The sequence below is a fragment of the Deinococcus grandis genome, assembly GCF_001485435.1.
GTDB lineage: Bacteria > Deinococcota > Deinococci > Deinococcales > Deinococcaceae > Deinococcus > Deinococcus grandis.
This window is the reverse complement of record NZ_BCMS01000001.1, coordinates 1,329,312-1,343,660: the sequence shown is the minus strand read 5'-3', so window position 1 is coordinate 1,343,660 and position 14,349 is coordinate 1,329,312. Positions and strand designations below refer to the sequence as shown.

Here is a 14,349-nt window from a genome sequence, read left to right as displayed (position 1 = left end):
TGCCGCGCCTCCCCCACGCCCACCGGAGCCTCTCTTGAAACCCTGGGTGCACCTCGGCTCCGCGCCTGTACCCGGTAGCCCCGACGAACTGCAGCTGTGGCAACGGGACACCGAGTTCAGCATCCGCGTGCGCGCCGCGCCGTACGACCTCATGAACTCCCGCCAGCACGGCAGCGAGGAAGCCCTGGCCGAGCTCGCCCTGACCGGCCTGGGGGCCGCCGCGCCGCGCGTGCTGATCGGCGGGCTGGGCATGGGCTTCACCCTCGCCGCCGCGCTGCGCACCCTGCCCGCCGCGGCGCAGGTGACCGTGGCGGAACTCGTGCCGGAGGTCGTCACCTGGAATCACGGTCCGCTCGGCGCGGTCGCCGGGCACCCTCTGCGCGACCCGCGCGTGACCGTCACCGTCGCCGACGTGGGCGAGGTCACGCGCGCCCACCCCGCCGGATTCGACGCGATCCTGCTGGACGTGGACAACGGCCCCGAGGGCATGACCCGCGCCGCGAACGACGCCCTGTACGGCCCGCGCGGCCTCACCACCGCCCGCGCCGCCCTGCGCCCCGGCGGGGTGCTCGCCGTGTGGAGCGTCGAACACGTCCCCCGCTTCACCGACGCCCTGACCCGCGCCGGATTCACCACCCAGGTTCACCACCCCCGCGCCCGCCACGGCAAAGGTGGCAAACACACCGTCTGGACGGGGCGGAAGGGCGGGTAACGGTTCGCGGGGCAGTGGTCAGTGGTGAGTGGGAAGTGGATCGTGGGTGATCCCGTCCGGGTCGCTTGAAGGCCGATCGGCAGCGTTCCCGCCCATCTCCGCCCGACCCACTCCCCACTGCCTACTGCCCACTCCCCTGTTCACCCCCCGGTGAGGAACCGCGTCGTCTCGCGGAAGAGCAGGGCCACCTGCTCCAGGTTGTCGAAGGTGTGCCCGGCGCCGGGGATGGCGATGGCGTCGCAGTGCAGGGCCTGGGCGTAGCGGACGCCGTATTCGGGGGGGCAGGTTCTGTCCTGGTCGCCGTGGAAGACGCGGGCCTCGCCGCCCCAGGTGGCGGCGGCGTCGAGGGGGCGCAGGCGGGTGACTTCCTGGAGGAAGTCGCGGCCCAGCGGCCAGCCGTTGTAATCCGTGATGGTGGCGGGGAGGAAGCCGCCGCGCAGGAACGGCAGCCACAGCTCCGGGAGGGCGGGGGCCCACAGGGCGAGGCGGTGGGGGCGGGCCTGCGTGGCGCTCTGGGCGGCGACGAGGCCGCCCATGCTGAAGCCGAGGAGCATGACGCGCTGCGGGTCGAGGCCCGGCTGGCGGCGCACGTAGTCGAAGGCGGCGAGGGTGTCCTCGACCTCGCGGGTGACGGTCATCTCGCTGAAGTCCCCGTGGCTCTCGCCGCTGCCGCGGAAGTCGAAGCGGAGGCTGGCGACGCCCCGCGCGGCGAGGTAGCGGGACAGGAGGGGGAAGAGGCGGTGGTCGCTGGTGCGGCTGCCGGTGAAGCCGTGCAGGAGGATCACGCTGGGCCAGCCGTGCGCGGGCGCCTCCCCGGTTGGGCGGTGCAGCATGCCGTACACGCGCTGCCCGCCGACGCTGAACTGCGCGAATTCCTCGTTCAGGGCCTGTTCGTTGCTGCCTCGGGCGCGGTCGGTCATACGCCGATGCTACCGTCCCCGCTCAGCGTTTGAACTTCACGAGTTCGGTGGTCATGCCGCTGTTCACGCTGCGAATCATGCCGGTGCCGGGCGCGTACCAGACGCTGCTCTGGACGGTGGTGCCGCCCGCGAGCGGACTGCCGGCGGGTGGGGTGCGGCCGCCGGGGAGGGTGATCTTCACGGTGGTGGTCGTGTCGAGTCGCCACGCGTTGAACGTTCCGGCGGGCACCTTGACGGTCTCGCGTTTCACGATGCGGGTGACGCTGCTGCCCCGGCTGGTCATGCCGCCGCTCATGCTCATGTCCTGGGTGGACGTCCAGCTGTACCCGGGCCGCCAGACGTTCAGGGGCGGCAGGAAGGCGCTGTTGTTCATGGTCATGCCGCCGCCCTGCGCTCCGGTGAGGGTTCCGCTGAGGCCCCTGGAGGTGCAGGTCCAGGTCATGGTGCTGGTGCGGCCATCGATGGTGGTGGTCGCCCGGACGCTGCTTCCCTTGACGGCGTTGGTGGTGGTGAAGGTGCCGCTGCCGGGGCCGGTCATGCGGTAGGTGTACGTGCCGCCCGGGACGATGTCGGCGAGCTTGCACGCGGCGTGCGCGGCGGGGCTGGCGAGCAGGGCCAGGGCGAGGGTCAGGGCGGGCCGGGTGGCGGGTGCGCGCATGGGGGGTCCTCCGGGGCCGGGGGGGCTGGACGGGTTCCCCCGCAGCGTACACCCGCCCCGCAGCGCAGAACAGGCCCACCCGTCCGGGGCGAGCCTGTCCATCGGCCATCAGCTATCGACCATCAGCCATCGACCTCGCCCCTCAGGGCGTGAGGCGGTGGCGGTCGCGGGGGAAGGCGCGGGCGTAGCGGACGTTGCTGATGCCGAGCAGTTTGGCGGTGAGGCGTTCGGCGCCGATGGCGAAGCCGCCGTGGGGGGGCATGCCGTACTTGAAGACCTCGGTGTAGCCTTCCAGCGTCTCGGGTTTGAGTTTGTACGTGGCGATGGACTCCATGAGCATGGCGTGGTCGTGGATGCGCTGGCCGCCGCTCGTGATCTCAATGCCGCGGAACAGGAGGTCGAAGCCGCGCGTGATCTCGCTGCTGGGGGTGCCGTCGGCGTTGCTGTCCGGGTGGGCGTAGAAGGGGCGGGCGGCGCGGGGGTACTTGGTGACGAACACGAAGTCGCTGCCCGCGGTTTCCGCGTAGTGCTGGCACAGCAGCCGCTCGGCTTCCGGGTCGAGGTCCTTGCCGCCGACCACGTGTCCGTACTTCTCCTGCACGAGCGCGCGGGCGTCGAGCAGGGTGATGCGGGGGATGTGGGCGGGCACGTCGGGGATGTGGGCGCCGAGCAGGTCGAACTCGGCCTGCGCGGTGGTCTTCAGGCGGGTCATGATGGCGGCCAGGAGGCGGTTTTCGAGGCTCATGACGTCTTCCTCGTCCTCGATGAAGCCCATCTCGACGTCCAGGCTCAGGTACTCGTTGAGGTGGCGGCTGGTGGCGTGTTCCTCGGCGCGGTAGACGGGCGCGACCTCGAACACGCGCTCGAAGACGCCGACCATGATCTGCTTGTACAGCTGCGGGCTCTGCGCGAGGTACGCGGGGTGCCCGAAGTAGTCGATGGGGAACAGGTTCGCGCCGCCCTCGGCGCCCGCGGAGACGATCTTGGGGGTGCTGATCTCGGTGAAGCCCTCGGTCATGAGGTGGTCGCGGAACGCGGCGACGAGTTCCGCCTGGACCTTCAGCGCGGCGCGTTCCTTCAGGCCGCGGACGGTGACGACGCGGTAGTCGAGCATGGTTTCCGGGTTGACGTTCCATTCCATCTTGGGAATCTCGACCGGGGCGGGCTCCACGGCCGCCGAGATGACGCGGAAGTCCTCGACCTGCACCTCGAAGCCGCCGGGGGCCTTGGGGTGGGCCTTGACCTTCCCGGTGACCTCCACGCTGCTCTCGGCCAGGGGCAGGGTCAGGCCGCTGCCGACGCACTGGGTGACGCCGCTCACGTCGCGCAGCACCAGGAACTGCACGCCGCCCAGGTCGCGCCGGGCGTGCACGAAGCCCTGGAGGCGCACGGTCTGACCGTCGTGGTGGCTGAGGTCGCGGGTGAGGGTGCGGGGCAGGCGTTGCTGGGCCGGTTGGGTTGCTGGGGTGGTCATGCGGGCTCCTTGTTCACTGTTCACTGAAAAGCCCCCGACTCCGGTGAGGGTGTCGGGGGCGCGGTATGCGGCGTGACGTCCCCTAGCAGGGATCATCATTCACGTTGTTGTTCGCCGCGATCATGCGGGGCAGTGTACGCGCGCCCGGCGGGGGCGGTCAACGCGGGCGGCTAGGCAGGCGCGCGGGGCGGGTCGGAGTCGCTATCCTGCTGGGCATGTCAACGAACGTTCGTTCGGCCGGGCGTCCCGCTGGGCTGGCGCGGCCCCGCAGCCTGCTGTTCGCGCCGGGGAACCGCGCCGACCTGATCGCCAAACTGCCCCGCAGCGCCCCCGACGCGGTGGTGATCGACCTGGAGGACGCCATCCCCGGTACGCCCGAGGCGAAGGCCGCCGCCCGCCCGGTCGCGCGGGACGCCGCGCGGGACCTGATCGCCGCCGCGCCGCACCTGCCGGTGTTCCTGCGCGTGAACGCCGTCCACTCGCCGTACTTCGCGGATGACCTGCACGTCCTGACGCCCGAACTGGCGGGGGTGGTCGTGCCGAAACTGGAGCGTGCGGACGACGTGCGGCAGGTCGTGAACGCCCTGGCGACCTTCGGCCTGACCCTGCCGATCCTGGCGGGCCTGGAGACGGGCGCCGGGGTGTGGCACGCGCACGAGATCCTGCGTGAACCCGCCGTGCAGTGGGCGTACTTCGGCGCGGAGGACTACACCACGGACCTGGGTGGGCGGCGCACGCCCGGCGGGCTGGAGGTCCTGTACGCCCGCTCGCAGGTGGCGCTGGCCGCGCGCCTGACCGGCGTGCCCGCGCTGGACATCGTCGTGACCGCCCTGAACCACCCGGACCGCTTCCGCGAGGACGCCGGACTGGGACGCGCGCTGGGCTACGCCGGGAAGCTGTGCATCCACCCCGCGCAGGTCGAACTGACGCACGAGCTGTTCGGCGCGACCCCCGCCGAGACGGAGCGCGCCCGCGCCCTGCTCGCCGCCGCGCACGACGCCGCCACGCAGGGCCACGGCGCGTTCAGCTTCGAGGGCCAGATGGTGGACGAACCCATGCTGGCCGCCGCACGCGCCATCCTGGCGCAGGAGGGGATGTAGGTCGTGGGGTGTGGGTCGTGGGACCACCATGACCTTCCCTTCCTACAACCCACTTCCCACAGCCCACAACCCGGAGGCACCCATGAATGAGGATCTGAACCGCCCGCAGGGGCGTTACCTGGAGGAACTGACGCCCGGCACCGTGATCCGGCACCGCGTGACGCGCACGGTGACCGAGGCGGACAACGTGTTCTTCACGACGATGACGATGAATCCGCAGCCGCTGCATCTGGATCACGAGTACGCGGCCGCGTCCGAGTTCGGGCGGCCGCTGGTGAACAGCCTGCTGACCCTGAGTCTGCTGGTGGGCCTGAGCGTGCACGAGCTGACGCTGGGTACGCTGGTCGCGAACCTGGGATTGACGGACGTGGTGTTCCCGAAACCGGTGTTCCACGGCGATACCATCCGCGCGGAGTCGGAGGTGCTGGAGGTCCGCGAGAGCCGCAGCCGCCCGGACGCGGGGATCGTGATCGTGGAGCACCGCGCGCTGAACCAGAGGGGCGAGGTCGTCGCGAGGTGCAAACGCACGGCATTGATGCAGCGGCGGCCCGCCTGACCCGGTCCGCCTGATGGTCCCCCGCCCCGCCGACGAGCCTGCCGAGGTGCTGCGCCGCGCGTTCCTGAGCGCACTGGACGCGGTCTCCCCTGCCCGGCTGCTGGCGCCGCATCTGGGCGGGCCGCGCCCGGAGTTCATCCTGGCGGTCGGGAAGGCCAGCGTGCCGATGGCCCGCGCGGCGCTGGATGCCCACGCGGGCGTGCCGACGCTGGTGGTCACGCCGCACGGCAGTGCTCCACTGGGTGAGGTGTGGCCGTGGGTGGAGGTCATCGAGGCAGGCCACCCGGTGCCGGACGGGGGCAGTGTCCGGGCGGGCCGCGCGGCGCTGGAGCGGCTGGGGTCGCTGCGGGCCGGGCAGCGGGCGCTGGTGCTGCTGTCCGGGGGTGGGAGTGCGCTGCTGTGCGCGCCGCGCGGCGTGACCCTGGCGCAGAAGCAGGCGCTGACCGGCGAGTTGCTGCGCTGCGGGGCGGACATCACGCAGATCAACACGGTCCGCAAGCACCTGTCGGCCGTGAAGGGCGGGGGGCTGGCCCTGGCGACCCGCGCGCGGGTGCGGACGCTGGTCCTGTCGGACGTGGTGGGGGATCCGCTGGACATGATCGCCAGCGGGCCGACCGTGCCGGACCCGACCACGTTCGCAGACGCGCTGGCCGTGCTGGACCGCTACGGGCTGGCCGCGCCGGAGGCCCGCGCGTTCTTCCTCAGCGGCGCGCCGGACACGCCGGTGGCCCTGCCCGACTCGGAGGCGACGGTGATCGGTGGGAACCGTCATCTGCTTGAGGCCGCGCGGGAGGCGCTGACGGCCCAGGGGGTGCCCACGTTGATCCTGGGGGACACCTTCACTGGCGAGGCCCGGGCGCTGGCGGCGTTCCACGCGTCCGTGATCCGCAGCGTGCAGGAGCACGGCACGCCCGCCCCGCGCCCGGTGGCCCTCCTGTCGGGCGGCGAGGCGACCGTCACGCTCGGCCCGGACGCCGGGCGGGGTGGGCGGAACCTGGAGTTCGCACTGGCCCTCCTGACCGAGCTGGGCGGCACCCCGGCGGGGCTGCGCGGCGTGCACGTCCTGTCTGCGGGGAGTGACGGCGTGGACGGCAGCAGTGACGCGGCGGGCGCGATCCTGCACCCGGACAGCCTGGACCGCGCCCGCGCACTGGGTCTGGACCCGCGCGAGTCCCTGCGCCGTCACGACGCGCACCCCTTCTTCGAGGCGCTGGGGGACCTGCTGCGGACCGGACCGACCGGGCACAACGTCGGTGATGTCCGCGCCGTGCTGATCGAATGATACGGGATTAAATTGACTTGCTTGCACCGTGATCGCGTTCCATTGTCCCCTCTCCCCTGGTGGGAGAGGGAGGGAGGAGCGAAGCGACGGAAGGGTGAGGGGGCCACCGGGCGACTCCGAATGATGTGGAATCACTTGAATCCCGTATGACGCGCCCCCTCTCCCGTCCGGTAACACCTGGGAAGGGCACGGTCGGAGGTGGAGCCCCGGGGCGGGCGCTTCACCCCGGGGTGCCGCTGTTCGCCCCGGTCAGTCGTGGTCGAGGATGCTGTTGCGGCCGTCGCGTTTCACGCGGTACAGGCGGCGGTCGGCGTCGCCGAGCAGCCGGTCGAAGTCCGGGGTGGTCGTCTGGGCCACGCCGATGCTCAGGGTGACGTGCATGCCGGGCGCGACGCTGCTCCAGGGGTGGAGCCGGATGAGCTGCTGGAGGTCGTGGCAGCTGGCGCTGAGGTCCCCGGCGGGCGCCGGGCGCAGCAGCACGAATTCCTCGCCGCCGTAGCGGGCGGCGATGTCGCCGGGGCGGGCCACGTCGAGGATCATGCGGGCCACGCGTTGCAGCACGAGGTCGCCGGTCTGGTGGCCCCAGGTGTCGTTCACGACCTTGAAGTGGTCGATGTCGATCAGCGCGGCGCTCAGCGGGGTGTGGTCGGTGGCGGTCTGCGCGAGGTGCTGGCCTTCGGTGAAGAGGTGCTCGCGGTTGGCGAGGCGGGTCAGGTGGTCGGTGCGGCCCAGTTCGCGGATGCGGGCGTTCAGGGCGCGCAGTTCCTGCAGGTGCGCCTGGAGTTCGGTGTTGCGCTGGCGTTCCTCTCGCGCCTGGTCCTGCAGGGACTGGATGCGGGCGAGGATCTCGAAGGTCTGGAAGTTCTGGCGGCGTTCGGCGGCGTGGGTGCGGCGGGTGTAGGCGAGGGTCTCGCGCAGGTGGTGCAGGGCGGCGGCGGGGTCGCCGAGCTGGTCGCGCAGGCCGCTGAGCTGCTCGTGCAGGTCGGGCAGCAGGACGTGGTCGCCCAGGGGGGTCAGGTCGCGCAGCGCGTCCGAGAGGAGGGTGCTGGCGGTCTGGTTGTCGGTGTGCGCGGCGAGGGCCAGGGCGACGGTGGCGCGCAGTTCCGGGTTGCGGCTGTCGTCGTGCAGTTGCCGCAGGCGCCGCTGGGCGCGGCGGCGTTCGGCGTCGCTGGTGCCGGGGGGGTGCACGAGCAGTAGGGTGGTGAGCAGGCTCGCTTCCAGGTGGGGGTGCTGGTCGAGGTGCGGGTAACCCAGCGCCTGCTGCACGTGCCGGTAGGCGCTGGGCAGGTCGCCCTCGTCCAGGTCGAATTCGGCGAGGTTGGCGTGGGCGATGGCGACGCCGAAGGTGTAGTTCAGCCCCCGGAAGGTGCCGAGCGCCTCGGTGATGTGCGCGCGGGCGCGCTGCGGGTCGCTGCGGCGCAGTTCGACGGCGAGGTCGTGCAGGGCGGTCGCGGTGAGTTCCGCGTCGTTGATGTGCCGGGCCAGGGAGACCTGTTCCTCGTACAGTTCGACGGCGCGGTCGGCGCGGTTCACGGTGCTCTGGAGGGCCGCGAGGATGTTCAGGCCCCGCCCGAGCCACACGCTGGGTTCCCCGAGGCGCAGGGTGCCGATCGCGGCGCTGATGTCCTCGGTGGCCTGCGGGAGCTGCCCGGCGCGCCAGTCGAGGTAGCCGAGCAGGACGCTGGCCTGCGCGTGGGCGGGGGTGTTCAGGTGCGCGCGGGCGCTCTGGCGGGCGCGGGCGGGGTCCGTGTCGCGCTCCTCCCAGGCCTGGGCCAGAGTGAGGGGGGGTGGGGCGGGCGCGTCGGTCATGATCTCTCACGACACGATACGGCGCGCGGGGGCTGCTGGCGGGTCACATGTGGTGGCCCCCGTCAGGGGCAGTGGACCCGGGGCGGGGGCGCAGGGTCAGGCGGGCAGCGGGTCAGGGGGCGGCCCAGAACGCCCCGAGGGCCTCGACCACCTCGCTGGTCTTCTCGAAGTGCGGCAGGCCGTCGGTGCCCCCGATGCGCACGGCGCGCACGCCGGGCTGCGCCGTGAACTGCGGCAGGCGGTCGAAGGACACGAAGGCGTCCTGGTCGTACAGCACCAGCGTGGGCACCTGCAGGCGGCTGTAGAGGTCGCCGTACGCGTCGGCGGTGAACAGCTGCCCGCTGATGAAGTACACCGGGGCGTACTTCGCGCCGGGCTGCCGGGTGGTGTCCAGCGAGTAGTTCACGAGACCCTGGTCGACCGGGCCGCGGAAGGAGCGGCTCAGGAAGTACTCGATGCTGATGCGGGTGCGCAGCAGCGCGTACAGCGGGGTGCTGACGGCGTTCAGGCGGTTGTAGAGGGTCTGCCCGCCGTCCTCGTCCGCAGCGCGCTGGGTGCCGCCGCGCGGCTGGCCCAGGCCGCTGGGGCTGATCAGGGCCAGCGTGCGGATGCGGGGCTCCTGCAGGGCGGCGCGCGCGGCGAACTCGCTGCCCAGGCTCAGGGCGACGACGTCCACGTCGCGGCCCACCTCGGCGACCAGGGCGGTCAGGGCGCCCGTCATGAGGGCGGGCGTGTACTTCACGTCCGGGCGGTCGCTGCTGCCGAAGCCCGGCCATTCCAGCACGTACACCGGGCGCTTCCCGGCGAAGGCGTCCCACAGCGGCTTCATCTCGTAGGCGCTGGCGGCGGCGTTCACGCTGACGGTCAGGATCAGGGGGCGGCCCTCGCCGCGCGGGTCGGCGTAGTACGCGACCCGCCCGAAGCCCGGCAGGGTCAGGAACCGGCGCTCGCCACTCAGGGCGGGCCGCAGGGTGGTGGTCGCGGCTGAGGCGGTCGCGGCGGGGGTGGCGGCAGTCTGGGCCGGGGCCGCCTGGGTCTGCGCGGCCTGCGCGGCGGCGACGGCCCCCAGGGTCAGGCCGCCGAGCAGCAGGCCGAGGGTCACGGCGCGCCGCACCCGGCCGGGGCGGGAGGTCGCGCGGAGCTTGGAGCGGGAGGGCGTCATACCTCCATCCTCCCGGGCCCCGCCGAGGAAAACTGTCCGGGAGGACCCAGTGTGCCTTCATGTGCCCTTCGGCTGCGGCGTGCGGGCGGCTGCTCTATGCTGCGCGGCGATGCGTGCCGAACTGCTGTCCCGCGTGCTGTCCCTGCTGCCCGACCCGGCCCACGCCGGGCGGCCCGAACTCGCCGCGTACCACGCGATGCTGCGCGACTACCCCGGGCGCGGCGGCAAGGGCATCCGCAGCGACCTGCTGCTCGCCAGCGCCCGCGCGCACGGCGCGCAGCCCGGAACCCCGGCGTGGGAGGGTGCGCTGTGGCTCGCCGCGGCGCTGGAACTCTTCCAGAACTGGGTGCTGATCCACGACGACATCGAGGACGACAGCGAGGAACGCCGCGGCCGCCCGGCCCTGCACCGCCTGCACGGCGTGCCCCTGGCGATCAACGCCGGGGACGGCCTGCACGCCTACATGTGGGCGGCCGTGCACCGCGCGGGCGTGCCCGGCGCGATGGAGGCGTTCCTGGACATGATCCACCGCACCGCCGAGGGCCAGCACCTCGACCTGGGCTGGGTGGAGGCCCGCGAGTGGACCCTGACCGAGGCCGACTACCTGGACATGGTGCGCCTGAAGACCGCGTACTACACGGTGGTCGTGCCGCTGCAACTGGGCGCGCTGGCCGCCGGGGCCACGCCGCACCCGGACTTCCTGCCCGCCGGGCTGGCGCTGGGCGCGGCCTTCCAGATCCGCGACGACGTCCTGAACCTGAACGGCGACCCCGCCAAGTACGGCAAGGAGATCGGCGGCGACCTGCTGGAAGGCAAACGCACCATGATCGTCCTGCACTGGCTGGCGCACGCCCCCGCCGATCAGCGCGGCGCCTTCCTGGCGCAGATGCACCGCGCCCGCCCCGACAAGGACGCGGGCGTGATCGCGGACATCCACCGCTGGCTGCTGGAGAGCGGCAGCGTCGCCCACGCGCAGGCCTACGCCGACCGGGAGGCCGTCACTGGCCTCGCCGCGCTGGAGGGGGCCCTGGCGGGCGCCGCGAACCCGCAGGCGGCGCATGAGCTGATCGGCGCCATGCGGACCCTCGCCACCCGCGACCACTGAACCTGACTGTTGAATGGAGGGGGCCGCGGCGCGTCCTCCTTTCTCCTTTTCTGTCGGCTCAGCCCCGGGCGAGGGCCAGGGCCTGCGGGGCGAAGCGGGCGAAGGCCTCGTTCAGCGCGCGGATCACGTCGTGGCGGGGTGTGCCGTCGGCGTTCAGGTACAGTCCGGAGTTCACCTCGATGCCGAAGGCCGCGCGGTCCGGCGCGGCGTACGCGGCGCTGATGGTGTCGGTCTGCCACGGCACGCCCACCTGCACGTCCGGGTAGGGGGTACCCGTCAGTACCGGCGCGAAGGCGTCGGCGCAGGCGGCGCGCAGGGTCTCCCACGCCGCGCGCGGGAAGGTGGGGGCATCGTCCGTGCCGGTCATCAGGCACAGACCCGGCCGGGGAGTGCCCGTGTCGTGACTGAGGGCCGGGCCGCTGGGGGCCATGCAGTGCCCCACGATGAGCAGCGCCGCCTCCTGTGCCTCCAGGGCCACCAGCGCGTGGAAGGGGTCCCAGTAGCGGCGCAGCCGGGTCTCGCGCGCCGCCTCGCTCATGGTGAAGGCCGGCGGGTAGAGAGGCTGACGGTCGAAGGTGCCGCGCTTGATCACGCCGTTCTCGTCCCGGTCGTCCCGCTCGCGGTTCAGGTCCACCGCGAAGCGGCTCCAGGCGGCCTGCACGCTGCGCGCGCCCGGCAGGTGGAAGATCAGGTCGGTGTACGGGTCGCCGTCGAGGAACACACGGCGCAGCAGGGCGTCCCGCGCCTCTGCGTTCAGGAGGTCCGGGCCGAGCATGTCGCTCAGCACCTCGGCGGGCAGCGCGCCGGACGGGTGCGGCGTCACGACCAGCAGTCGGTTCAGTTCAGGCACGCCCGGAGGATACGCCCCTCAGCGGGGCCACAGGCGGCCCACCCACCCGGCGGGGTTGGTGCCCTCGCCGCGCACGCGGATCTCCAGGTGCAGGTGCGGCCCGGCGCTCAGGCCGGTGCTGCCCACCTCGCCGACCTTGTCGCCCCGCTTCACCCGCTGGCCCACTTTGGCGGTCACGCGGCTCTGGTGGAAGTACAGGCTCACCACGCCCGCCCCGTGGTCGATGACGACCAGTCCGCCGCGCACCGGGTAGCGCCCGGCGATCACGACCGTCCCGTCGTTCACGGCCAGTACGGGCGTCCCGGCCTTCGCGGGGTAGTCGGTGCCGAAGTGATACGCGACCGGGCCGCCCGCCACGTACGTGCGCGGCTGCCCGAACGACGAACTCGTCGGCGCGACTCCGTTCAGCGCGGGCGCGAAGGGTCTGCTCCAGACCTGCGGGGTGCGGCGCGCGTACGCCTTCTCCACAAGCGCGTCCTCCGCCGCGCGGGCCGGGTCCACCAGGACCTTACTCACGCTGGGGGGAAGGTTCAGGTGCTGGATGGGGTCCTCCAGGCCCAGCACCGGAATCCGCCCCCGGACCAGCTGCCCGTCCAGACTCACCTCGTACACGACCGGGGTGGTCTTGCCCAACACCACGCGGCCCACCACCACGAACTGCCCGGCGCCGCCGATGGGCCGCAGGACCTCGTTCGGCATCCGGACGTCCTCGCCGACCTCGCTGGGGAACCGCACGGTCGCCTGCGCGGCCCGCGCGCCACTCAGGCCCAGCAGAAACGCGTCACCCATGCGCAGGCTGGTGGGCACCGTGATGTTCACACCCGCGATGCGGGCCGTGGCGGGCGTGGGCGCCAGCTGCCCCGGCGGGAGCGGCGCGGGCAGACCCGGCTTCTCGGTCGGGGTGGGCGGCGTCTCGCCCCTGGCGGGCAGCTGCAACGTCTGCCCGACCTCCAGCGCGCTGCCGGACAGCTTGTTCAGCCGCAGCAGGGCGTCCACGGTCGTCCCGTTCGCCCGCGCGATCGAGTACAGCGTGTCCCCGGCCCGCACCACGTACGGGGCCGCCAGGGCAGGCAGCGCGGTCAGGAGCACGAGGGCGGCCAGCGTTCGGCGCGTCATGCGCCCCACCCTACGCGCAGGACGTGAGAAACCGCCCCCGGACCCACATCCGGAGACGGCGCCCTCGTGCCCGGTCAGTCGAGGTCGAGGGTCAGGGTGACGGGGCCGTCGTTGGTCAGGTCGAGGAACATGTGCGCGCCGAAGACGCCCTCGCCGACCGGGAGGCCCAGGGCGCGCAGCGCGGCGTTGAAGGTGTGGTACAGCGCGCGGGCGTGGTCGGGGGGGGCGGCGGCGGTGAAGCTGGGGCGGTTGCCGCCGCGCGTGTCGGCGTACAGCGTGAACTGGCTGACGCTCAGAATGCCGCCGCCGATGTCCTGCACGCTGCGGTTCATGCGGCCCTGCTCGTCGCCGAAGATCCGCAGCTTGGCGATCTTGGCGGCCATGGCGTGGGCGGTGGCGTCGGTGTCACCGGGCGCGACGCCCAGCAGGACGAGCAGGCCGGGGCCGGTCTGCCCGGTCAGTTCCCCGTCAACGGTGCAGGTGGCGCGGGTGACGCGCTGGAGGGTGGCGCGCACGTCAGTTCGCGTCTGTCGTGTCGGAGGTGTCGGCGCTGGGGCTGGGCGCGGCGAGGCGTTCGCGGACGCTGGCGATCGCGTCGGTCAGCAGGTCCGCCTCGGTGAAGTCCAGGTTGCCGCGGGTCTTCTCGGCGAGCATGGTCAGGAGTTTCAGGCTGCGCTCGGCGGTCTGGCGGGCGCGGCGTTCTTCCAGTAGGCCGTCGCGGGCGGCGCTGGCGGTGGCGGCGTTCAGGTCGCCCAGGGCGGCCTCGGCAGTCGCCTGCAGGGAGTTCACGAGTCCGACGAATTCGGGGTTCGACATGGCTGGAAGTGTAGCGGCTGCCAGTGGTTCGCCGCCCGCCTGCGGGGCAGGGGGCGGCGTGGTGTTACGGGATCTTCAGCTCAGTCGGGGGCGTTTGCTGCGGGCCTCGCGGCGGGTCTTGGGGTCCAGGCCGACGAGCAGGAAGAAGTTCTCCAGCGCGTTTTCCTGCCCCTTGATGTCGGGGTGTTCGTGTTCGGGCGTGCCGGTCACGAAGGGCAGGGTGCGGTACAGGTCCAGCGCGTGGGTGATGACCTCGTCGGGGCCGTGGTCGTCGGCGAACGCGCCGAGGCGGGTGTAGACCTCGCGGCGGCTCTCGGCGTGTTTCAGGAACGCGTCGGGGTGCGGTGTTTCGCCTGATCGCAGCATGTCCTGCCGGGCGATGCGGCGGTAGTGCTTGAGTCCGGTCTGGATCTGCTCGGTCGAGAGGATTTCCTTCATGCCGTCCTCCAGGGTACCCCGATCGCCACCGGTCGGGCGAGGTGCGGGGTGCTGTGCCGAGTATAGGCAGGCGGCTGCAGCTCCGTGCGGCAAGGCTCATGAGGCGGCGCGGCCTGCGCGTATAGTCATGTGCATGATGTGTATCGTCCGCACCGTCAGTGACGTGTGTGGGGCAGGGTGGTCGTCATCCCTTCGGTGGAGGCGGAGCGGCCCGCCGGGCGCGGACGTGAGAACGATGAGGTTGCGGGATTTTCGGCAAATGCCGCGTGAGGCGTGCAGCAGGGCACTTTCCCTGCATCCAGTGCCGTGAGCTGAATTCTGAGAATCATGACAAGAGAGGCGTATTCCTGA

At 72.3% G+C, this 14,349-nt stretch carries 15 protein-coding genes; 5 read left to right on the top strand and 10 right to left on the bottom strand.

Annotated elements, in window-relative coordinates; translation table 11 throughout:
• The first annotated feature begins 34 nt into the window (after positions 1–34).
• A complete protein-coding gene (locus DEIGR_RS06685; RefSeq protein WP_058976267.1) occupies positions 35–712 on the top strand; it encodes a spermidine synthase in 678 nt (225 codons plus the stop codon).
• A 140-nt stretch (positions 713–852) separates the two neighbouring features.
• Here the strand turns inward: DEIGR_RS06685 and DEIGR_RS06680 are convergent, their stop codons facing one another.
• From DEIGR_RS06680 to aspS, 3 genes are all read right to left on the bottom strand, one after another.
• Positions 853–1,632 carry an alpha/beta hydrolase family protein gene (locus DEIGR_RS06680; RefSeq protein ID WP_058976266.1) on the bottom strand — a complete coding sequence of 260 codons (780 nt, stop codon included), beginning with the start codon at positions 1,630–1,632 and terminating at the stop codon, positions 853–855.
• 22 nt (positions 1,633–1,654) lie between these two features.
• Entirely contained in the window at positions 1,655–2,290 is a 636-nt protein-coding gene (locus DEIGR_RS06675) for a hypothetical protein (RefSeq protein WP_058976265.1), read from the bottom strand.
• Positions 2,291–2,432: 142 nt separating this feature from the next.
• Positions 2,433–3,764: an aspartate--tRNA(Asn) ligase gene (gene aspS / locus DEIGR_RS06670; RefSeq protein ID WP_058976264.1), complete on the bottom strand. Its 1,332-nt coding sequence runs from the start codon at positions 3,762–3,764 to the stop codon at positions 2,433–2,435.
• A 215-nt stretch (positions 3,765–3,979) separates the two neighbouring features.
• On the opposite strand from aspS, the gene DEIGR_RS06665 reads away from it, so the two are divergent.
• The 3 genes from DEIGR_RS06665 (at position 3,980) to DEIGR_RS06655 (ending at position 6,702) form a co-directional block, all read left to right on the top strand.
• Positions 3,980–4,864, top strand: a complete 885-nt coding sequence (locus DEIGR_RS06665; protein WP_058976263.1) for an HpcH/HpaI aldolase/citrate lyase family protein — start codon at positions 3,980–3,982, stop codon at positions 4,862–4,864.
• Between the two features lie 82 nt (positions 4,865–4,946).
• Entirely contained in the window at positions 4,947–5,420 is a 474-nt protein-coding gene (locus DEIGR_RS06660) for a MaoC family dehydratase (RefSeq protein WP_058976262.1), read from the top strand.
• Positions 5,421–5,433: 13 nt separating this feature from the next.
• On the top strand, positions 5,434–6,702 hold the full coding sequence (locus DEIGR_RS06655) for a glycerate kinase type-2 family protein (RefSeq protein WP_058976261.1): 1,269 nt from the start codon (positions 5,434–5,436) through the stop codon (positions 6,700–6,702).
• A 249-nt stretch (positions 6,703–6,951) separates the two neighbouring features.
• Here the strand turns inward: DEIGR_RS06655 and DEIGR_RS06650 are convergent, their stop codons facing one another.
• Complete coding sequence (locus DEIGR_RS06650; RefSeq protein ID WP_058976260.1) at positions 6,952–8,511, bottom strand: GGDEF domain-containing protein; 1,560 nt, start codon at positions 8,509–8,511, stop codon at positions 6,952–6,954.
• 112 nt (positions 8,512–8,623) lie between these two features.
• Positions 8,624–9,673 (bottom strand): alpha/beta fold hydrolase, encoded by a 1,050-nt coding sequence (locus DEIGR_RS06645; RefSeq protein WP_083523953.1) that lies wholly within the window; start codon positions 9,671–9,673, stop codon positions 8,624–8,626.
• Between the two features lie 109 nt (positions 9,674–9,782).
• Here DEIGR_RS06645 and DEIGR_RS06640 point away from each other — a divergent pair, with 109 nt between their 5' ends.
• Positions 9,783–10,778 carry a polyprenyl synthetase family protein gene (locus DEIGR_RS06640; RefSeq protein ID WP_058976259.1) on the top strand — a complete coding sequence of 332 codons (996 nt, stop codon included), beginning with the start codon at positions 9,783–9,785 and terminating at the stop codon, positions 10,776–10,778.
• A 58-nt stretch (positions 10,779–10,836) separates the two neighbouring features.
• Here the strand turns inward: DEIGR_RS06640 and DEIGR_RS06635 are convergent, their stop codons facing one another.
• From DEIGR_RS06635 to DEIGR_RS06615, 5 genes are all read right to left on the bottom strand, one after another.
• Complete coding sequence (locus DEIGR_RS06635) at positions 10,837–11,628, bottom strand: N-formylglutamate amidohydrolase (RefSeq protein WP_058976258.1); 792 nt, start codon at positions 11,626–11,628, stop codon at positions 10,837–10,839.
• Positions 11,629–11,646: 18 nt separating this feature from the next.
• A complete protein-coding gene (locus tag DEIGR_RS06630) occupies positions 11,647–12,744 on the bottom strand; it encodes a LysM peptidoglycan-binding domain-containing M23 family metallopeptidase (RefSeq protein WP_058976257.1) in 1,098 nt (365 codons plus the stop codon).
• 74 nt (positions 12,745–12,818) lie between these two features.
• Positions 12,819–13,259, bottom strand: coding sequence for a D-aminoacyl-tRNA deacylase (dtd, locus tag DEIGR_RS06625; protein WP_058976256.1), 441 nt, complete (start codon positions 13,257–13,259; stop codon positions 12,819–12,821).
• Position 13,260: 1 nt separating this feature from the next.
• On the bottom strand, positions 13,261–13,560 hold the full coding sequence (locus DEIGR_RS06620) for a DUF1844 domain-containing protein (RefSeq protein ID WP_058976255.1): 300 nt from the start codon (positions 13,558–13,560) through the stop codon (positions 13,261–13,263).
• A gap of 75 nt (positions 13,561–13,635) precedes the next feature.
• Entirely contained in the window at positions 13,636–13,998 is a 363-nt protein-coding gene (locus DEIGR_RS06615; RefSeq protein ID WP_058976254.1) for a hypothetical protein, read from the bottom strand.
• Between the last annotated feature and the right edge of the window lie 351 nt (positions 13,999–14,349).